17 protein-coding genes are annotated in these 20,918 nt (G+C 56.1%); 10 read left to right on the forward strand and 7 right to left on the reverse strand.

Translation table 11 applies throughout. The features are described 5' to 3' along the window. Positions 1–308: 308 nt before the first annotated feature. Positions 309–1,664: a sensor histidine kinase gene (locus AC6I8R_RS02010; RefSeq protein WP_021184145.1), complete on the reverse strand. Its 1,356-nt coding sequence runs from the start codon at positions 1,662–1,664 to the stop codon at positions 309–311. Continuing rightward, the gene (locus AC6I8R_RS02015) at positions 1,661–2,320 is read right to left on the reverse strand and encodes a response regulator (RefSeq protein WP_021184146.1); all 660 of its coding nucleotides are present in this window, start codon (positions 2,318–2,320) and stop codon (positions 1,661–1,663) included. The genes AC6I8R_RS02010 and AC6I8R_RS02015 overlap by 4 nt, the downstream gene beginning before the upstream one ends. A gap of 163 nt (positions 2,321–2,483) precedes the next feature. Between AC6I8R_RS02015 and AC6I8R_RS02020 the strand changes: the two genes are divergently transcribed. From AC6I8R_RS02020 to AC6I8R_RS02030, 3 genes are all read left to right on the forward strand, one after another. Beyond that, positions 2,484–2,852, forward strand: coding sequence for a helix-turn-helix domain-containing protein (locus AC6I8R_RS02020; protein ID WP_013507554.1), 369 nt, complete (start codon positions 2,484–2,486; stop codon positions 2,850–2,852). A gap of 106 nt (positions 2,853–2,958) precedes the next feature. Then, a complete protein-coding gene (locus AC6I8R_RS02025; protein WP_208724647.1) occupies positions 2,959–3,855 on the forward strand; it encodes a LysR family transcriptional regulator in 897 nt (298 codons plus the stop codon). A 111-nt stretch (positions 3,856–3,966) separates the two neighbouring features. After that, positions 3,967–5,175, forward strand: a complete 1,209-nt coding sequence (locus AC6I8R_RS02030; RefSeq protein ID WP_415173105.1) for an MFS transporter — start codon at positions 3,967–3,969, stop codon at positions 5,173–5,175. A gap of 81 nt (positions 5,176–5,256) precedes the next feature. On the opposite strand, the gene AC6I8R_RS02035 is transcribed toward AC6I8R_RS02030, so the two are convergent. Together AC6I8R_RS02035 and AC6I8R_RS02040 are read right to left on the reverse strand one after the other, a co-directional pair. Beyond that, positions 5,257–7,647 (reverse strand): glucose/quinate/shikimate family membrane-bound PQQ-dependent dehydrogenase, encoded by a 2,391-nt coding sequence (locus AC6I8R_RS02035; protein ID WP_415173106.1) that lies wholly within the window; start codon positions 7,645–7,647, stop codon positions 5,257–5,259. Between the two features lie 284 nt (positions 7,648–7,931). After that, positions 7,932–8,531, reverse strand: a complete 600-nt coding sequence (locus AC6I8R_RS02040) for a hypothetical protein (RefSeq protein ID WP_497831849.1) — start codon at positions 8,529–8,531, stop codon at positions 7,932–7,934. 418 nt (positions 8,532–8,949) lie between these two features. Between AC6I8R_RS02040 and AC6I8R_RS02045 the strand changes: the two genes are divergently transcribed. Continuing rightward, the gene (locus tag AC6I8R_RS02045; protein ID WP_415173108.1) at positions 8,950–10,221 is read left to right on the forward strand and encodes an MFS transporter; all 1,272 of its coding nucleotides are present in this window, start codon (positions 8,950–8,952) and stop codon (positions 10,219–10,221) included. A 69-nt stretch (positions 10,222–10,290) separates the two neighbouring features. Here AC6I8R_RS02045 and AC6I8R_RS02050 read toward each other — a convergent pair whose 3' ends face one another. Next, positions 10,291–11,451 carry a Gfo/Idh/MocA family protein gene (locus tag AC6I8R_RS02050; protein WP_415173109.1) on the reverse strand — a complete coding sequence of 387 codons (1,161 nt, stop codon included), beginning with the start codon at positions 11,449–11,451 and terminating at the stop codon, positions 10,291–10,293. Positions 11,452–11,732: 281 nt separating this feature from the next. On the opposite strand from AC6I8R_RS02050, the gene AC6I8R_RS02055 reads away from it, so the two are divergent. Both AC6I8R_RS02055 and AC6I8R_RS02060 read left to right on the forward strand, forming a co-directional pair. Further along, positions 11,733–12,599, forward strand: coding sequence for a glucosamine kinase nucleotide-binding domain-containing protein (locus AC6I8R_RS02055; protein WP_497832735.1), 867 nt, complete (start codon positions 11,733–11,735; stop codon positions 12,597–12,599). Positions 12,600–12,627: 28 nt separating this feature from the next. Beyond that, a complete protein-coding gene (locus AC6I8R_RS02060; RefSeq protein ID WP_021184155.1) occupies positions 12,628–13,749 on the forward strand; it encodes an ROK family transcriptional regulator in 1,122 nt (373 codons plus the stop codon). Between the two features lie 332 nt (positions 13,750–14,081). Here AC6I8R_RS02060 and AC6I8R_RS02065 read toward each other — a convergent pair whose 3' ends face one another. Then, positions 14,082–15,173 (reverse strand): ABC transporter ATP-binding protein, encoded by a 1,092-nt coding sequence (locus tag AC6I8R_RS02065; RefSeq protein WP_497831850.1) that lies wholly within the window; start codon positions 15,171–15,173, stop codon positions 14,082–14,084. Between the two features lie 12 nt (positions 15,174–15,185). Next, positions 15,186–15,785 (reverse strand): GNAT family N-acetyltransferase, encoded by a 600-nt coding sequence (locus AC6I8R_RS02070; RefSeq protein ID WP_497831851.1) that lies wholly within the window; start codon positions 15,783–15,785, stop codon positions 15,186–15,188. A gap of 529 nt (positions 15,786–16,314) precedes the next feature. On the opposite strand from AC6I8R_RS02070, the gene AC6I8R_RS02075 reads away from it, so the two are divergent. From AC6I8R_RS02075 to AC6I8R_RS02090, 4 genes are all read left to right on the forward strand, one after another. Continuing rightward, positions 16,315–17,655, forward strand: a complete 1,341-nt coding sequence (locus tag AC6I8R_RS02075; RefSeq protein ID WP_021184160.1) for an ABC transporter substrate-binding protein — start codon at positions 16,315–16,317, stop codon at positions 17,653–17,655. Positions 17,656–17,712: 57 nt separating this feature from the next. Further along, on the forward strand, positions 17,713–18,585 hold the full coding sequence (locus AC6I8R_RS02080; protein WP_013507566.1) for a carbohydrate ABC transporter permease: 873 nt from the start codon (positions 17,713–17,715) through the stop codon (positions 18,583–18,585). After that, positions 18,585–19,400 carry a carbohydrate ABC transporter permease gene (locus tag AC6I8R_RS02085; protein WP_021184161.1) on the forward strand — a complete coding sequence of 272 codons (816 nt, stop codon included), beginning with the start codon at positions 18,585–18,587 and terminating at the stop codon, positions 19,398–19,400. Before AC6I8R_RS02080 ends, AC6I8R_RS02085 begins: the two co-directional genes overlap by 1 nt. A gap of 78 nt (positions 19,401–19,478) precedes the next feature. Continuing rightward, complete coding sequence (locus tag AC6I8R_RS02090) at positions 19,479–20,804, forward strand: glycoside hydrolase family 28 protein (RefSeq protein ID WP_497831852.1); 1,326 nt, start codon at positions 19,479–19,481, stop codon at positions 20,802–20,804. Positions 20,805–20,918: the final 114 nt, after the last annotated feature.

Here is a 20,918-nt window from a genome sequence, read left to right on the forward strand (position 1 = left end):
CTGTATCAGTCCGATAGAAAATAGATTTTGATCACGTTTGTCAAAAAGTGTTGCAATTCCATTCACCAAAAATGTGAGTTATGTCACATAAATGTCATGGATCGAACGGAACCCCGCAACCGTTTACGTTGTCGCCTTCATCGCAGAACAACCTGAATGGGTAAATGCGTAGCGGCGCGATTTATCGCGCATCTTTTTGCATGGAGGGGCACAGCACAAAAAAACAGCGCGATAAATCGCGCCGCTACGGATGAGGAGCAGGAATAAACAGCGCGATAAATCGCGCCGTTACGGATGAGGGACAGCTATTAAGGGAGGGTGACTCGCACCTGCAAACCGCAAATCTGACCCTGCGGATTGAGGCAGTTCGACAGTGCCACCTGCATACGGTGTTTTTGCGCCACGCTGCGAACAATCGACAGCCCAAGACCGCTACCCTGGGCCTGCACATCAGGCGAACGGGTGAAGCGGTCAAACGCGCGTTCGATAAAGCCTTCCGGCATACCCGGCCCGTTATCAACAATATCCACCACGGTGTGATTGCCGACGCGATGCAGCAGCACATCCACCAGGCTACCTTCGGGGGTGTGCAGCATGGCATTACCGATCAGGTTGTCAAACAGGCTGCGTAAATCGGAACGACTAGCCTGGATGCGGTAGTGGGCAGTGCCGTTAAAACCGATATCAATCCCGCGCTTATCGGCCACCACCATCAGCTGCTCGATACTCTCCTTCAGCAGGTCTTCCAGCTCAATATTTTCTACCGTGGCAACCACCGACTGATCTTCCTGGCGCGAGATGTTCAGCAGCTGTGTCACCAGATGGCGGGTACGGGTCACGCCCGCTTCCAGTTGATCAAACTGACGGCTGGCCTCGCCCGGTTGAATATGCTGGCGTAGGTTCTCCAGCTGCAACGTCACGGCGGTGACCGGCGTACGCAGTTCGTGGGCGGCATCTTCGAGGAACTGGCGCTGTGACGACCAGGCAGCACGCAGTTTATCCAGCAGCGAGTTATAGGCGGCAACCAGCGGCAGGATCTCGTCCGGTAAGCCATCCGGGGGGACGCTGTCGGGATGCAACATCTCCTGGGCGGCAATCTGGCGCGAGGCCACGCGTAAGTCGCGCGTGATGGCGCGCACCACCAGCCAGATCACCAGCAGCGAGAGTGGCATCATTAAAATCAACGGGATAATGGCTGACAGCGCGCGCTTCACCATCACGCTTTTCATGTAGCCGATGTTGTAGAGCACCTGAATGGCAGCGATTTCACTGCCGGGTTCACCGGGGCGATTGAAGACACGCCAGTCGCAGTCTTCACAATCTCCGATCTTAACGTCACTCCAGCCTTTTTTACTCTGCAATGGCGCATTCAACTCCGGCCAGGAACTGGCGCGCAGCTGCTGATTGTCATCCCACAATTGCACCACATAGGCGCTTTTGAGTTTATCGGCGTTGAGCATCAGCGGCATCAGGGCGGGAATGCGTTTGCTGCTGGCCCAGGCATCGGCGATTTTTGCCAGCTGATCGTCCTTCATGGTGCCGATCATGTCGCCGTAGCAGCTGTAAAAATAGGAGGTGACACCACCGATCATCGCCAGATGCATCAGCAACAGGGTGGTCAGCAATTTATTACGCAGGGAACGCATAAACGTGAAGGGTTTCATATTGCAGGGACTCGCCACCCCAGGCCGCGCACGTTGCGGATCACTTCGTTATCCAGCTTGCGGCGCATGCCATGAATTAAGACATCAACCGCATTGCTGGTGACTTCTTCGCCCCAGCCGTAGATGCGGTTTTCCAGTTGTTCGCGTGAAAGAATGGCGCCCGGACGCTCCAGCAGCGCATAAAGCAGGGCGTATTCACGCGCGGTAAGTTGCTCACGCTGCCCTTTATACAGCACTTCACGCGTCATCATATCGAGCTGCACGTCGCCGCTGCCTAACAGGGAATCCGCCGCACCGTGACGACGTCGGGTAATCGCTCGCATTCGCGCCAGGACCTCTTGTAAATCAAAGGGTTTTAGCAGGTAATCATCGGCACCGCTGTCGAGTCCCTGAACACGCTGGGCCACGGTATCACGCGCGGTCAGCACCAGCACCGGCGTCATATCGCCACGGGTACGGGCGCGGCGTAGGACATGGATGCCATCTTCCCGCGGTAAGCCCAGGTCGAGTAACACGCAGCTGTAGCCGCCTTCAGTCCAGGCATTGGTGGCAAACACGCCATCCCGTACCCAGTCCACCGACCAGCCAGCGGCCTCCAGCGCCTGCTGCAAGTTCGCGCCAATCATCTCATCATCTTCAACCAGCAGCACACGCATGATGCCCTCCCAAATGTATGAACAAAGTGTAGCGCTGGAAAATTAGCGCAGAATTACACCCGTTTTCCCCTTGCTAATTCTGCGCTAATTTTCCGCTAATTAAGGGATAAATTTAACGCGCTAAAGTGGCTTTACTGGACATCACGTCGTATCAGGAGGAGCCATGAATCAGAGTCAATTTATCCGCAGTTTGCTGGACTGGATAGAAGACAACTTAGGACACGATTTGCATCTGGATGAAGTCGCACGCCGTTCCGGGTATTCCCGCTGGCATCTGCAACGTCTGTTTCGTCAGCACACCGGATTTTCACTGGCTGAGTACATTCGCCAGCGTCGGTTGACCGAATCGGCGTTGACGTTACTGAACAGTGATGAGGCGATCCTGCAAGTGGCGATGAGCTACGGCTTCGACACGCAGCAGGCTTACACCCGCACCTTTAAAAACTACTTCCGCGTCACACCGGGTCAGCTGCGTCGTCAGCGCCGTGTCGAACCGGATCGTCTGTTATTTCCGCTGGCGGTGGCCAGTTGAGTCGCCAACCTGATTTCCCGTTGCCATGTGGGCGCGGGAAATCAGGTGCTATTCCGCACTAATCCTTTTAAGCTGCTGTTCTCCCTTACTCTGCCGGTTATGGACAATGGATAACAGCGACAATCTCACCGCCATGATGCTGTTTGCGCGCGTGGTTGAACGGCAAAGTTTTAGCGAAGCAGCTCGCACCCTCGGCGTATCAAAATCCTATGTCAGCCGTGAAATTGCCCGGCTGGAAGTACGCCTCGGCATCAAATTATTGCAGCGTACCACGCGTAAAGTGGCATTGACGGAACTTGGCCAGGCCTATTATCCCTTTTGCATCCGCCTGATGGATGAGATGCATCGCGCTGATGCCTTTGTCCAACAGGTGCATCAACTGCCGACCGGCAACGTGCGTTTGCAGGCACCGGTGACCTTTGGCTGCCAGTGCGTGGTGCCGACGTTAAACCGCTTTATTCGTCGCCATATCCATATCAATGTTGATCTTGAACTGACCGATCGTGTCAGTGAAGACCTTTCGAACCTCGCGGATGTGGCGATCGTCATTCGCGCGCGCGCACCAGAAACCCCTGATTATCGCGAATTGAGCACCATTGACTGGGGCTTGTACGCCGCGCCTGATTATCTGGCCGCGCATCCGGTTATCGATCATCCCGAAAAGCTCACGCGCCACGATTTGTTGTTGTTCCACGGCCCAGCCCACACCGCTGCGCTACCGTTTCGCCGTGATAAACAGCGGCTGGCGCTGGATGTTCGTAGTCGCTTCCGTGCCAATAACAGCATGGCATTGCTGAATGCGGCGCTGGCAGGCACCGGTATTGCCTATCTACCGGCTTATATGACGCGTGAAGCGTTGGCGCAGGGGGATATCGTGCAGGTGCTGCCGGAGTGGCAAATGGATCGCCTGCACAGTTATCTGCTGCTGAAAACGCAGCCAGAACCCTCCTCGCCAGTGACGTTATTGTGCGATGCGCTGATCACCGCATTGGGTGAGAACTGATTGTTGCATTTTGGCAACAATAGCGCGCTGCGTGGCAAATATCCCGGTCGCTCTGTTATCGACAAGATGCCGCTGTTAGCCTGAATGTCAGCTTAAAACAGGGATATCATCATGCAGCAACCTCCAACGGCGTTAGCGCCTGAACAGCAACACTGGCGGCGAAATTTGTTCGTCTGCGTACTCGGTTCCTTCAGCACCATCGTGGCGATGACGCTTCTGCTGCCGTTTTTGCCGTTGTATGTACAGCAACTCGGGGTGCAGGAACCGGCAGCGATTGCACGCTGGTCGGGGGCGGCCTATGGCGCTACCTTCCTCAGCGCTGCCCTGACTGCGCCGCTGTGGGGCAAGCTGGCGGATCGCTATGGTCGCAAACTGATGCTGATCCGCGCCAGCCTGGGGATGGCGATTGCCATGTCATTGATTGGTATGGCAACCGCGCCCTGGCAACTGGTGGCGTTGCGTCTGCTGGCTGGTTTGCTCGGCGGCTACGCATCCGGCTCCACCATCCTGGTGGCGGCACAAACGCCGAAAGAGCAGACCGGCTGGGCGCTGGGTATGCTGTCGTCCGGTATTATGGCGGGTAATGTGGTGGGGCCGTTACTGGGCGGCGTGCTGCCGCCGTTGATCGGCATTCGTCATACCTTTTGGCTGACCGGTGCGGTGATTTTTCTCGCTTTTCTCGCCACTACTTTTTTGTTGAAAGAAGCGCCGCGTCAGGCGAAAAAGGCGGTACAGAGCAGCAGCGCCGATGAGAAAGCGGTGAACCTGCCGGTGGTACGTTTGATGTGGTTATCCGGCACGTTATTGATTTTCGCCAATATGTCGATTGAACCGATTATCACGCTGTATGTCGGGCAGTTTGTCAGCGGCGACCACGCGATTACCGTCACCGCCGGCCTGGTGATGGCAGCCGCTGCACTCGGCAGCATTCTTTCTGCACCACGTCTCGGACGGCTGGCCGACCGTATCGGTCATGGCCGGGTACTGATTTATGGTTTGATTGCATGTGCGTTGCTGCTGATTCCTCAAGCGTTTATTAGCGCAGCCTGGCAACTGGTGGTGCTGCGTTTTCTGATGGGGATGGCTTTGGGGGGGCTGATGCCGTGCGTCACGGCGTTGATTCGCCACAATGTGCCGCAAACCCAGGTGGGGAAAATGTTGGGATACTCAACGTCGGCGCAGTATGTCGGTCAGGTGAGCGGCCCGTTGTTTGGCGGCTTTGTCGGTGGGGCTTTCGGTATGCGTCCGGTGTTTCTGGCAACCTGCGTGATTATGGCGTTGTGTGCGGTGTTGAATGCGCGGGTGCTGCGGAAGCATTGATTCATAACTGCGCGATAAATCACGCCGCTACGGTTTTGAATGCATAAAACAGGCGGACTGAGTCCGCCTGTTTTATTTACGCTATTTATTGTCCGGCAGTGCGTAGGCAATCACATAATCGCCCAGCTTGGTGCCAAACGAACCGTGACCACCGGCAGCGATGACAACATACTGCTTGCCATCCATTTCGTAGGTCATCGGCGTTGCCTGGCCGCCTGCTGGCAGACGTGCCTGCCACAGCATTTCACCGGTGTTGGTGCTGAAGGCACGCAGGTAGTTATCTGCGGTCGCACCGATGAAGAATACGTTACCGGCTGTGGTGATCGGGCCGCCGAGCATCGGCATACCCATCTTGAACGGCAGCGGAACCGGCGCGCTATCGCGAACCGTACCAATGCGTTTTTTCCACACGGTTTCGTTGGTTTTCAGGTCAACGGCAGAGACATAGCCCCACGCCGGTTGTTTACACGGCAGACCAAACGGTGACAGGAACGCGTTCAGCTCCACGCCATACGGCACGCCGTACTGCGGCTGGATACCGGTTTCGGTGCCAGAACCCCCTTCCGCGCCTTTCGGCGGCTCGATCGGGTTGCCCGGACCGCGCGGAATCAGTTTGGAGACGAACGGCAGGGCCATCGGGTTAGCGATAGCGATCTGGCGATGCGGATCGACCGCAATGCCGCCCCATTCGAACATACCGAGGTTACCCGGGAACACCAGCGTACCCTGCTCAGACGGCGGGGTGAACGGACCGTCATAGCGCAGACGCTTGAAGATCACGCGGCACACCAGCTGGTCGTACATGGTCGCGCCCCACATATCCTTATCAGTCAGATTCTGCTTCGGACGGAAGGTCAGTTCTGAATAAGGCTGAGTCGGAGAAACGTGGTCACCCTTCGCTGCGCCCTGCGGAACCGGGGTTTCCGGTGCCGGAACAACTGGCTTACCGGTGCGACGATCCAGCACAAAGATGTTACCGGTTTTCGCCGGAGCATAAATCACCGGTACGGTGTTGCCATCTTTGTCAGTGATATCGGCCAGCGTCGGCTGTGACGGCAGGTCCATATCCCACAGATCGTGATGCACGGTCTGATACGACCACACCAGCTTACCGGTGGTGGCGTTCAGCGCCAGTACGCTGCTCGCATAGCGCTCCTGTTCTGGTGTGCGGTTACCGCCCCAGATATCCGGGGTAGACACGCCCATCGGCAGGTAAACGATATCCAGTTTCGGATCGTACACCGCCGGCGCCCAGGAGTTCGGCGAGTTCATGGTGAAGGTATGTTCATCATCAGGAATCGCGTTCGGATCTTTCGCGCCCGGATCGAACACCCACAGCAGTTTACCGGTATTGACGTCAAAACCACGGATGGCACCAGACGGCTCACGGGTTGAGTAGTTATCCGTCACCGCACCGGCAATCACAATGGTGGTATCGGTGATGATCGGTGGTGAAGTCGGCTCATACTGGCCTGGGGTCAGCACCGGCTGTTTGTGTTGCAGATCCAGCTCGCCGTTGTTGCCGAAAGCAGCACAACGCTCACCGGTTTCCGCATCCAGCGCGAACAGACGACCATCGTTTACCGGCAGGTAAATGCGGCGTGAGCACAGCGCAGGCTGGGTGCCAGACGCATCAGCAGCGGCCGGAACTTCGTGGTAAGAAACGCCACGACAGGTTACGTGCTGGAAGGTCGGGTTCGGCTTCAAGCCTGGATCAAATTTCCACTTCTGCTTACCGGTTTTCGCATCCAGTGCAAACAGGATTTGGTGCGGTGAGCAGAGATACAGGGTGTCGCGGATTTTAATCGGGGTCACTTCATCAGTGATTTCACCCGGATCGTTTGGCGTCTTCAGGTCACCCGTCTGGAACTGCCAGGCAACTTGCAGATTTTTCACGTTATCTGCGTTGATCTGCTTCAGCGGTGAGAAGCGGGTGCCTTGCTGGTCACGCGCGTAAGCAGGCCAGTCGCCATCGGCGATGTTGCTCAGCGGTTGTGCCTGCGGGGCATTGGCTTCGGTGGCTGGCAGAGTGCCATTCAGCTCTTGCGGATCGTGGAATACTGCCCACGCCAGCACCAGCGCACTGGCAACCAGGGCGATGCCCATAATGCCCAGCGCACCTTTTCCGGCGTTGTTGAGTTTGCGATACACAAACGGCAACACCAGCCAGATGCCAAAAATCACCAGTACGTCAGTACGCGGTGCCAGCGCCCAGAAGTCGAAACCGACTTCCCATACGCCCCACACCAACGTAGCCAGCAGCAGCAAGGCGTACAACACCAATGCTGAACCGCTACGACGCCACAGCAGAATAGCGGTGATTAACATAACCACACCGCCAATTACGTAGTACCAGGAACCTCCAATGGCGGCTAACCACGCGCCGCCAATCAGCATAAACGCCCCTGTCAGCAGTGCGAACAGCACTGTCAGGAAACGAATTACGCCAAAAGATGAGGAATTTTTCCCCATAATGTTGACCTCTTTTTTCGCCATAAGACTAAAGGAAACAACGCGTTGCGCCGAATCCCGATATAAGGTACGAGGTGATGTAAATGTCCACTCCGGAACGCTTCCGTGACGCCTGATGATCCCTTTGCGTTAAATTTTATCTTAAAAACGTTAACAGGTTTGATCTTTTTCAGCGCTTTGGACTTCGGAATGGGGAATGACACAACATTTTATAAGGGTATTACCGGTAACATGCCCGAATTGATCGGGCTGTTTTTGCTGAGCGCGCTATTTTGTGTAACCGTTTACACTTCAAATAAATCGCTGCTGGTGCGTTGTTCCTGCCAGCCACTGATATGTAATCGAGCATAGCACTCATCCGTCAGTGTTAAAGTCGGGGTGCGTAATATCACCTCTGCTTCTCTTTCCCGGAAGGAAGAGAGGAGAAAGGGAAAGCTGAACTTGAGATAATTTTCGTTGAAAAAAACATGGGTCAGCACAATGCCGCTGAAGGGAAATGCCTCAATATTTCGCCACTGGGTTCCCGGTGTCGCTACATCATAGAGCCAGAAACTAAAATCCTGTGCCAGGGACTTTAAGGCGGGACCATTCTGCTGCAACGCCTCATAGTTAATGGCCAGTCGGACATTGTCTGATTGCAGGCAGGAATAATTTTCTGGTGTCTGTAATAAATCCGTAAGCCTATTTCCCTGTAATGGGGTAATTATTAACGCTGTTTCATCAAAAAATTGGTTATGTAAGGAAACTATGTTGCGATCGTTAAGTGATGCATGACTATTCTGCCCAGAATTTATAAGGGGTGATGAATAGCAAGCGCCGGTTATCCTGCCATCGAAGCGGCGGATACGCTCAGTAACATAAGGGTTGTATGAACTGTTTTCCATTTATCTCTATAAATATATTAATTAACTGGAAGGGTTTATTTATAATAAAAATGGTGCGACTGCTGCTGTGAACAGTTTTCTAATATAAAACGTTTCCTTTGTGAAGATCACCTTTTTTATCTGTCTCTGCTAAAGAGATATTAGGTATTATTAATACATTAATTAACGTTTTATTGCCCCTCTCTGGTGGTTTAGGCTATTTCCTCAATAAAAAAATAAGCCTGCTAATATTCAGAGCTCTATGCTTAGATTTTTTTTATATAACCAACTGTTTTTAAAGAGCACGCCTTGCCGTTGCCTGAGCCGCCAAAATCCCGCACTCTGTCGCCTGAAAAAGATAAGGAAAACCTCAGCGAGGTTTTTTCATAAGGCTTGTGCAACGACACTGGCCGGAACTGCAATTCAGGATGGGATAAATATGGGTTCACTGACATCAGCAGCGGATGGCTCGCTGCTGCGGCATAGGTCGTTTGTTGCTTTCTGGCTGGCGCGCACCTGTTCCTCATTTGGTTTTCAGATGTTTTCCGTTGCCGTCAGCTGGCAAATCTACTCGCTGACCAACAGCGCGATGGCGTTGGGGATGATTGGCCTGATGCAGTTTCTGCCATCGGTGCTGTTGGCGTTACCAGCCGGACATCTGGCCGATCAGTTCGACCGGCGGCGAATTGTGCTGTTTGGACAACTGGTCGAGTGGGGAGCGCTGCTGGCGTTAGTGGCGCTGACGTTATTCAACTGGGCAGATAAAACCGCTATCTGGAGCCTGGTATTTCTGATTGCCGTCGCCAAGGCGCTGGAGTGGCCGGCATTATCCTCGATGCTGCCCGCGCTGGTGCCGCCACAGATTCTGGCTCGCGCAACGGCGGCTAACGCGGTCGGTGGACAGGCCGCGGTGATCATTGGGCCTACGCTCGGTGGGTTGCTGTACGTGGCCGGACCGGATGTGGTGTACGGTGTTTCGGCGTTGTTTTATTTGTTCTCACTGCTGCTGGTCAGCCGTATTCGCTATGAACGCCCGCCGCAAACGCGCCTGCCAATGAACCTCACCAACTTGTTTGCCGGTGTGCATTTCATCCGTGAACGCAAAGATGTGCTGGGGGTGATTTCACTCGATCTGTTTGCGGTACTGCTGGGCGGGGCGACCGCGCTGCTGCCTATTTTCGCCAAAGACATTCTGCACACCGGACCCTGGGGATTGGGGATGTTACGTGGCGCGCCGTCAGTCGGGGCGTTGGTGGTCGGTGTATGGCTCAGTCGTCACAAACTGGAAAAGCACGTCGGGATGATCATGTTTGGCGCGGTGGCCGGCTTTGGGGTGGCGACGCTTATCTTCGCGCTTTCCAGCCAGTTGTGGCTGTCGCTGCTGGCGCTGGCCGCGCTTGGGGCGTTTGATATGGTCAGCATGGTGATTCGCGGCGCGTTGGTTCAGTTGGATACCCCGGACGATATGCGGGGGCGTGTCAACGCGGTGAACGCCATCTTTATTAATACCTCCAACCAGCTGGGTGAATTTGAGTCCGGGATGCTGGCGGCGTGGCTGGGTGCAGTGCCTGCTGCGGCACTTGGCGGTATTGGTACGCTGATGGTGGTGGCGCTCTGGATGACCCTTTTCCCACATCTGCGGAAACGTCAGCGGCTGGAGAACGATCCGGTGGTGCCGCAGGCAACAAAAACCGGCCAACAGGCCGGTTAAGGGTATTGCCAGTCCGAACTGCCATGACAAAGCTCGCGATCAGGGGGCTGGGATCGCGAGCAGTGGCCGTCAGACGGCCGCTGTTTTCCCCAAGCTGGCATCAAATTTTTTCCAGCTTTCTGTCATATCCACCACGGTTTTCGATTTTCGCGCTTCGTCGATTTTTATCGCGGTGAGTCCCGCTTCCAGCGCGTCCACCACCGTGACCTTCAGCGGCGTTCCCTGTTTAATGTGTTTCACAATTTCTTCGGCCATCAGGGCATCAGCGCCATAGTGACCATCGTAAGCGTTGCCGCTGTAGACGGTATCCACTTCACGTTCGCCAGTTCGGGCGTTGTGCACACGGAAGTAGTTACGTACAAAGTCGCCCTCAGCCATGCCATCGGTGCCCATGACGCAGAAACGACGGAACTCATCCGGCACGTTAAGGTTGGCGTGGAAGGCGAGGGTAGCGCCACCGGCGTATTCAATCAGCGCTGTCTGGTAGTCAACGATATCGGCGTCGCTGTCGAACACCGCATCGGTGCTTGACCAGCCGCTCGGCTTGACGTGATACAGCTCGGAATCTGCCGTCACGGCACCTTGCGGCGCGTGTTGCGGGGTAAAGGATTTACGGCCACCAAAGCTGGCGACGCGCACTGGACGTTCACCCATCAATCCCTGATACAGATCGATATCGTGGCAGCATTTTTCCAGAATGTAGGGACCGGCGTATTTTTCCAGACGACGCCAGTCACGCTGGAAGAAGGCACCGTGGTACGGCTTGATATGTTCGGTGGCTTCGATGGAGGTGATTTCTCCGAGACGGTTGTCATCACGCGCTGCCAGCAGATCGTGGTACAGCGGCGAGTAGCGCAGCACCAGGCCGACCAGAATGCGTTCATGCCCGTATTGCTGCACCAACTGCGCCATCGCCATAGTCTGTTCTTCATTGATCACCACCGGCTTCTCAGTGAAGACGGTATAACCCGCGGCGAGTCCCTGACGGATATGCTCAAGATGCATAAAGTTCGGTGAACCGACCAGCAGCAGATCAAAGCCGCCATGACTCAGCAGGGCGTCGATGCTGTCGAATGCTTTGCCGGGATCGATGCCGAAGGTGTGAAGATTAGGTAAACCCGCCGGAGCCGGATCGACATAACCCACGACGGAGAACTCTGTATCGGCTTTGCTGAACTCTTTCACCACATGGGAAAGACGAAAGCCAAGACCAATAATGCCCACTTTCATGTTGTACCCCTGAAGCCCGTTGCCTGTTAGCCGCCCGACCCATCAGGCTGCTGATAATATGACCGCTAACTTATTACGGCAGAAAAACTAATGTCAATGGATATCCTGGTGCAAGAAATGTGTGTTTTTATTATTTATATGATTTTAATCATTTTTATTTGGTGTCTTGGCTTCCATATTTATTTGTTATTGCGATTTAAGTTTTTTTACCCTATCTTTCGCACATCTATAAAGAGTCATTCCGTGCGGGGCAAGGCAGGAGGAAGCGCGTGCAGTCACTGATGCTGGGTATTGATGGTGGTGGTACGCACTGTCGTGGACGTCTCACCGACGCTCAGGGACAGCTGCTGGCGGAAGCGCGCGGTGGGCCTGCTAACGTCTGGTCGCAGTTTGAGGCGGCCATTGATGCGATTGATCGGGTGATTGACGATCTCTTCACCCAGGCGGCCTTACCGGCGACGGCGCGGGCGCAAACGGTGCTGGTGGCGGGGCTGGCGGGTGCCAATGTTGCCTCGGTGAAAGCCCGGCTGGAGAGCTGGCAGCCGGTTTGTCAGGCACGCTATGTCTTCACCGATGTCGAAATCGCCTGTGCCGGTGCGCATCATGGCGCGCCGGGGGCGGTGTTTATCACCGGCACCGGTAGCCAGGGGGCAGCCTGGGATGGCACGCAATTTACGCTGCTCGGCGGCTGGGGTTTTGCCCTGTCCGATGCCGGATCGGGCGCGGTGCTGGGCCAACGCGCACTCAGGCTGGCGCTGTTGGCACACGAAGGCATTGTGCCACCTTCTGCGCTGACGCAACGCATCATGGCGCATTATCACGACAGCCCGGAACAGATGCTAATCTGGTCACGTCATGCCACACCGGCTGACTGGGGCCGGGTGGTGCCGGACGTTTTCGCTGCCGCGCAGGCGGGAGATGTGCATGGCACGGCGTTGATTCAGCAAACCGCAGCGGATATTGCGCAGATGGTGCAGCCGCTGCTGGCGCGTAGTCACGGTAATCTGGCGCTGATGGGGGGCTTAGCCGCCCCGATTCAGCCCTGGCTCCCGGCGGAGATCGCCGCGTTGCTGGTGCCGCCACAGGGGGATGCGCTGAGTGGCGCGATCCGGCTCGCCACGCAGTTTAGCCTGAGCCAACCCGCATAACCTTTTCATTCTGCTGATAAAGAGAACCATGATCGCTCCGAACGTAACCGCCCGAATTCTGCGGCTGATTGTCGAAAATGCGCCGATCAGCCAGTCCGATCTGAAAGTGCGCAGCGGCTTGAGTATGTCAACGGTTTCGCAGGCCACCAATCGCCTGCTGACGCGGGGCATTGTGCAGGAGCTGGGGTTGCGACGCGTTTCGATGGGGCGTCCAAAAACCCTGCTCGGTCTTAATCCTGACCACGCCAGCGTGGTGGGTATCCAGCTCAACGCCGAACGCAATTTGATCGTGCTGACCGACCTTGGTGGCAACATTATTGGCGAGCAGCAGATGCCTTCCGGTGCGATGACGCCCAAGCAACTGGGCGATGCGCTGGCGAAGTTCTTGCGTGGTGTCGAGGGCAAGAAAGTGGGGGCGATTGGCCTGGCGCTTTCCGGATTGGTGGATGCCAGCAACGGCTACTGCGTGCGCTCCCGCGTGCTGGACTGGGACAACGTGCCGATTGCTCGCCTGCTGGAAGAGCGTTTTTCGCTGCCGGTATTTATCGAAAACGACGCCAACGCGCTGGCGATGGCGGCGCTGGTTTTTGGTCAGCTCGGCCATGCTCAGTCGGCGATTATCGCCACCTTTGGCAAAGGCATTGGCGCAGGGATTCTGCTCGATCGCCAGCTATATCGGGGCCGCCACGGCAAAGCGGGGGAAATTGGCAATGCCCTGCTGGGCGACGGCTCCGAACGCCTGTTGGAGGATGTCGCCTCATCGCAGGCGATCCTGCAACGGGTGGCTGCCACGTTGAAAGATGAGGTGCCGCAGGCGTTGCGTGACCTCGATATGCGTCCGACACCCGAGGTGCTGAGTGCGCTGGCGGAAGCCGGGCATCAGTTGGGGATGTCACTGGCGAACCTGTCAATTGCCTACGACCCGGATGTGGTTTATCTGGCGATGGAGCCGCAGATGGCGTCGCGTATCCTGCTGGACCATATCACCCAAAGCTTCCAGAACTATCGCCTGAAATTGACGCCGCATATGACGCCGTTGCAGTTCCTGACCGAGTCTAATCGGATGTGGGCGCAGGGCGCGGCGGGTTTTGCGGTGAATAAGTTGCTGGATTTGCTGGCCGCGCAGGCGGATGAAGAGATCGCGTCTTAAAACGGGTTTCGCTCGCTCTGAGGTGGTTTCGTTCGCTTTAGGCTGATGTAGTTTCAGCTCGCCGGTGCGGCGTCCTCTGCACTGCCGGGCCCTGCGGCAGCCTCTTTTTTGCGCGATTTATCGCGCAATGAAGAGAGCACCTGGCTTTCAGGCGATGGGGTGGGCGGCATCCGCAGCGCATAGCGCTGCGCGAGGACGGCGCCGAGCGCGGATTGTTAAGGCCCGCGCCTTCGGGCCTTAACCCGTCCGCCAGCACGTTGCAGCTGAAACTACCTGATGCCTGGCGGGCGGAACCTTCTCGGAGTCAGCCCGCACCAGCAGCCAGAACACAGTCACCGCAACCGCATCCCCTGCTCATCAAACAACAAACAACTCCCCGCATCCAATTGATAACGCATCAGTTCACCAATCTCATGATGAGTCGCATGGCGCTCCTCAATCACCAGCAGACGCTCCTGCCCGACATCCAGATAAAGATAATTGGTATGTCCCAGCATCTCGCTGAACGACAGCGGTGCACTAAAACTCAGCGGCGCGTTGGCATCCGGGGCGAGCTGAAAATGCTCAGGCCGCACCCCCAGCGTCACTTTCTGCCCTTCGTGGCAGGTCGCCGCCAGCTTCAGGGTTAACGCCTGAATCCCCAGCGATGGCACGCGTAGCTGCACCTGACCGGGAGCCAACGCCGTCACTTCAGCCGGTAAAAAGTTCATTTTCGGTGAGCCGATAAACCCGGCGACAAACAGGTTATCCGGGTCGCGGTACAACTCCAGGGGGGCGCCAACCTGCTCAATCTGCCCCTTACGCAGCACCACGATACGGTCAGCCAGCGTCATCGCTTCTAACTGGTCATGGGTAACGTAAATCATGGTATTGCCGAGTGAAGCGTGCAGGCGGGCGATCTCAATACGCATCTGCAAACGCAATTCGGCATCGAGGTTCGACAGCGGTTCATCAAACAGGAAAATGCGCGGATGGCGAATAATGGCGCGGCCTATTGCCACGCGTTGACGCTGCCCGCCGGACAGAGCACGCGGCAGCCGATCCAGCAATTCCGTTAAATGCAGACGCTCGGCGGTCTGGCGTATCGCCTGTTCAATCTCCGCTTTCGGGCGTTTCATCACCTCCAGCGGATAAGCGAGGTTGCCGCGCACCGTCATATTCGGGTAGAGCGCGTAGGACTGAAACACCATCGCAATGCCACGCTCGGTGGCGGGCTGGTGCGTCATATCCGCCCCCTCAATCAGCAACTTGCCGTCGCTGATCTCCTCCAGCCCGGCAATCATGCGTAACAGCGTCGATTTACCGCAGCCGGAAGGGCCAACAAACACCACAAACTCGCCGCTGTTGATGGTGAGATCGATACCGTGAATCACGTTCACGTTCTCATAGGATTTCTTAACGCTTTGCAGATGCAGGCTGGTCATGCTATGTCTCGCTTAAAGTAACTGGCCCATATAGATGGCGTTGCTGCGCACGATAGGCGTGAAGCCAAGGCGCTGATAAAAACCGCACACCTGCTCGTTTTGCAGGCTGACGCCAAGATGTACGCCGGAAACGCCGGCCTGACGCAGCAGCGTCAACAATTGCTCGATCAGCTTACGTCCCCAACCGCCTTGCTGTGCCACAGGCAACAGATTGATATGCAGATGCGCAGGCCACTGGCTTACCAGTTGCTCGGCGGCGGCATCCGGCTGGCGAATGGCATCCAGTACTTTGCTGTCGAGTGGTGCGCTGGTGGGAGTGGCGCGATATTGCGTCTGCAACTTCGGCCACCACTGTTGATTGAGGATGGCCTCAAACGCGCGGGTATCCGGCACCGCTACGGCGTAGCCCACCACCTCGCCGTGCAGCTCCAGCACCAGGGCAAACTCAGGGACGAAGCGCGCGTAAGGGATCACAAAGCGCAGGCCAGGCAGGGCGGGATCGGAATAAAGCGCCGTCGCATCCTTTCCCGCATTGGCGGTTTCTAAGCAAATACGCGAGAGCGCGGGAAAATCCGCCTCGGTGGCGTGACGAATAACACCTTCAGCCGTCATGGTGGAGCCTCTGTGGTCAGGAGATGAACAGTTTTTACGGTAATGAAAGCTGACTTAGTTTTCAAGGTGTAATAATTGCGTCATCTCGCAAAGCGGCACAGAAGCATAACCGCAGCGCATGACTGATGCGATGACAGTCGCGCTAAAATGCGCTGGCTGGTCCTTGCTGCGCGGGGCCTTGTACCCATTCCCCTTCGTTTCTTCGTCATAACTATACGATTTTCATATGCTCTATCAGTGGCTTAATGGCTGGCAAAATCACGAGTGATTTATGCTGGTCATCATTGCCGACAGGCTGATTACCGCCAATTTTTGCTGAATTAAGCAGCATTCTCTGCTGATCGACGGGCCTTTCTTCTCACTTTTTGCACTGCATCACAGAGCAAAAATTCCGCGCCGCACAGGTTTGACTTTCTTTTGTTCATAAAGTAAGTATGGATAAGCGCGATATTTCTGCTGAATCAACCTGCGGGATCTGCGGGTGTCGAGATGAAGGGATGCCAGTCATCTGTTGGAGAAACCGAGCATTATGTGTGAGTCAACCGTACGTTCGCAGTACTTCCATCGCTCTCTGCGCACCCTGTCTCGTCTGGTTTCCGCTGGGGTACTGCTCGGCGCATCGATGGCGCAGGCCGCCAGCGTGACCCTTAACGAATGGGACATTTATAACTATCCACAGCAGACCGAAGCGGTGGATCAGGCGATTAAAGCGTTCCAGCAAAAAAATCCGGGCATTGTCATCCAGCGTTCCGTGCACTCCTTTGAAGATACCCGCATCCCGCTCAAACTGGCGCTGACCGCCGGTGATGGCCCGCAGATTGCGCAGGTCAACCAGGGCGGCGGCGATATGGGATCGCTGGTCAAAGACAAATTACTCTGGCCGCTGGATGATTACGCCAAAACCTACGGCTGGACCACGCGCTTCCCGGATTCGATTCTGAAACGCAACCGTTGGTCTGATACCCAGGATTTCGGTAGCGGCAAGTTGTACGGCGTTGCCAGCCTCGGTGAAATGGTTGGTCTGTACTACAACAAAGCGTTGCTGGATAAAGCCGGCATTGCGGTGCCAAAAACCCTGCCGGAGCTGGAACAGGCAATGGAAAAACTGAAAGCGCAGGGCACCGCGCCGATGATGCTGGGTTTGCTGGACGGCAATATGGGGCAGCAACTGCTCAGTACCCTTTGGGAAGCGCAGATCGAAAGCAGCGATCGCAAAAAACTGGATGACCTGATTTACGATGTCGGCGGCACCTTCAAAGATGACAAGTTAGTCAAAGCCGCCAACATGATGAAAAGCTGGAATGACAAAGGGTATTTCTTCCCAGGTTTCCAGGGGATTGGTCATGACGATGCAGCCACGCTGTTCCAGAACGGTCAGGCGGCCTTCCTGGTGAGCGGCACCTGGTATCTCGGTCAGTTCAAAGACAACAAAGATATTCACTTCGCGGCAATGCCGATGGGCGAGGGCGTGCAGCATGCGTTAATGGTCGGGGGCACAGACCTGGCGTTCTCCATCACCAGCACGGCGAAAAGCAAAGAACAGCAGGATGCCGCAGCGAAGTTTATCGACTACATCGTGTCGGATGAGATGGCTAACCGCTGGCTGAAAGTCGGCTTCCTGCCCGCCAGTGCCAGCAAAAATGCGCAGATCCCGTCGGATAACCCGTTGCTGGCGGAAACGTATCAGGTGTGGGTGACGCTTAATGAACACGATGGCCTGGGCCATTACGTTGACTGGGCGACACCAACCATGAACGCCGAGCTGAACCAGAACGTGCAGCTTCTGCTGGCGGGACGTCAAACCGCTGACCAGATGGTCACCAACTTCGATAACAACTATCAACGTTACCTGAAAACCCTTAAGCACTGATAAATCCGGTCCGGCAGCGATGCCGGACCGCAGACAGGCCCGCAAGCGAGTACGGTTATGCTGAACAAATCTGCCTGGCGCAATGCGCTCTATCTCCTGCCCGCGGTGCTGGTGTACGCGGTCTTTCTGTTGCTGCCGCTGCTGGCGTCGCTGGGCATCAGTTTTACCGAGTGGGACGGCACCTCGATGCCGATCTTTACCGGCATCAGCAACTATATGCGTATGTTCAGCGACCCGGTGTTTTGGGTGGCGTTGGGCAACAACGCGCTGTTGATGTTGTTCTACACTCTGCTGCCGATTGGCGTAGGGCTGCTGCTGTGTAGCTTCCTGTATGAAACGCGCAGCAACAAGGAGCGCAGCCTGCTGCGTATCTTCTTCTTTCTGCCTTATATCATGCCGATGGCGGTACTCGGCGTGGTGTGGCGTTGGCTGTACAACCCGGCATTTGGCCCGATTGACCAGTTCCTGCGCGCCATCGGATTGCCGCAGTTGGCGATCTCCTGGTTAGGCGACTTCACCTGGGCGCTCCCCGCCGTCGGCTTTGTCGCCACCTGGTACTTCTTTGGTTTTTGTCTGGTGTTGTTTATGGCTGGCCTGCAACGGATGGATCCGTCATTGCTGGAAGCAGCGGATCTGGATGGCTCCTCGCGGCGGCAGAAATTTATGCGCATCACGCTGCCGTCACTGCGCCCGGAGCTGCGCATTGCCTTGCTGCTGACGGTGATCGCCAGCCTGAAAGCCTTCGACCTGGTCTATGTGATGACGCAGGGCGGGCCGGGCACCGCCACTATGGTGACCAACATCTTTATGTATAAGCAGGGCTTCGACCTGCACTACTTTGGCTACGCCTCGGCAGTGGCGGTATTCAGTATGATGATTGTGTTGTTGATCAACGCGTTAATTCACTTTGTTATTCGGGAGCGTCACTGATGCGTGGCACGCCAGTTGTTTCTCGTGCGCTTATCTGGATCGTCGCGCTGATGACCATCCTGCCATTTCTGATGGCGCTGATGACCTCATTCAAAACCCAGATGGAGCTGTTCCAGGGGGTGTTTACCCTGCCATCTTCGCTCAACTTTAAAAACTACGTCACCGCCTGGCAGCAGGGCCATTTCAACGTTTACTTTATGAACTCGGTGCTGGTGGTGATCCCGGTGGTGATTAGCAGCATCCTGCTGGGCATTCTGGCCGGGTTTGGTTTCGCCTGGTTGAAGATTCCGGGCAAAAAAGTGGTGGCGGCGATGCTGGGTCTGGGGATGGTGCTGCCAAGTGAGGCCTTTATCATTCCGCTGTACCACGAGTTACGCTGGATGGGGCTGACCAATACTTATCTGGCGCTGATCCTGCCGCAGATTGCGCTGTCGCTGCCGTTCACCACCCTGATGATCGCCACGGCGCTGCAACAGGTGCCGCGCGAGTTGGTGGAGGCTTCAGTCATGGATGGCGCGTCACGGCGCAAAATTTTGTGGGGCATTCTGGTGCCCGCCATCTGGCCGACGCTGTCCACCCTGGCGCTGCTGCTGTTTATCTGGACGTGGAACGAATTCCTGATCCCACTGATTCTGGTTAACAAAGACGAGCTGCGTACCCTGCCGATTGGCATGATGTTCTTCCAGAATAAAAACACCATCGATATCCCGGTGTTGATGGCTGGCGCGATGATCGTGATCCTGCCGCTGGTGGCGGTGTTCCTCATCTTTCAGCGCAAATTTATCAGTGGCGTGACCGAAGGCGCGGTGAAATAAGCGCCTTGTCCATCAGCGAAAGGTTTTCGCGCCATGTGCATGCTGCAATGGCCTTACGCTGCAACTCAGGAGAACCGCATGCACCTTTCACTGGCTGATTTTCACCCCGTCGCTGACGGCGAAACCCTCGATACTGATTGTTTTCAACGTGCGCTGGATCAGCTGGCGCAGCAGGGCGGCGGGACGCTGACGGTGCCAGCGGGCCGCTATCGCCTCGGCACCCTCACGCTGGGTTCCCATCTCAACCTGCATCTGGCGGCGGGGGCCACCTTGCTGGCAAGCCAAAGAGTCGAGGATTATCAACGCTGTCTGGCGCAGAGTCAGGCCGAGCTGTCGCAGCATGTGCTGTTGTATGCGGTCGGCCAGCGCAATATCAGCATCAGCGGTAAAGGGGTGATTGATGGCGATGGTGAAGCCTGGTTTGCTGCCGAGAAGGATGAGCAGGGTTATCGACTGCCACGTCCTCAGCGCCCACGGATTATCGTGTTTGAAGATTGTGAGCAGGTGACGCTGCGGGAGTTCACCATTGTGCAGGCACCGATGTGGACGGTTCATCTGGTGAGCTGCCGCCATGTGCATATCGAACACCTGACGATTGATAACGCCATGACCATGCCCAATACCGATGCGCTGGATATTGATAGCTGCGAAGCGGTGTTTGTCAGCAACTGCTACCTGAGTGCGGCAGATGACGCCATTTGCATCAAAACCACGCAAAAACCCGCCCCTCTGCGGCGTCCGGCGCGGCAGATTATGATCAGCAATTGCCAACTGCGTTCTTACAGTTGTGCGTTCAAGATCGGCACGGAGACCTTTGATGATGTGGAAGATGTCACCGTCAGCGGCTGCACCATTTTCGACTCCAATCGGGCGATTGGCCTGCTGTCGCGCGATGGCGGCAGTTTCCGCCGCCTGTTATTCAGCAATCTGACGCTGGCCTGCCACCTTGCGCCACCCTGCCACTGGGGCAAAGCCGATGCGCTGTTTGTTTCGGTACGCGCCCGCGATCCGGCGATCGTGCCGGGCGTTATCGAACAACTGCAATTCAGCAACGTCAGTGGCGTGATGGAAGGGGCCATCAATTTGCATAGCGAGGTGGCAGGGCAGATCCGCGAGGTGATGCTGAGCAACGTGCAGTTGCGTCAGGTGGCCGCTGAAGGACAGGGATATTACGATGTGCGCCCGCCGTGTAATCCTGAATCCCCAACGGGGATGGGACTGGATAATGCCTACAAGCTGGATAGCCAGACCGGGCAGGCGTTTGGGGTTGCGGCTTATCCACATGGTCTGCCGGGCCTGTATGCGCGCGGGGTGGAGAACCTGCAATTGCATAACGTCACCATTGTGCGCCCACAGCCATTGCCGACCGGCTGGCATAGCGAAACGGTGCAGATTTTGCCGTAAGGCGATGGACACTTTGCGCGATAAATCGCGCCGCTACGATAACATCATGAAATTACACCGCGACGTTAACATCGCGCCCTGCTGTAGCGGCGCGATTTATCGCGCGGTTTTTTC

This window comes from Pantoea sp. X-Soil-OKNW-713, assembly GCF_059730685.1.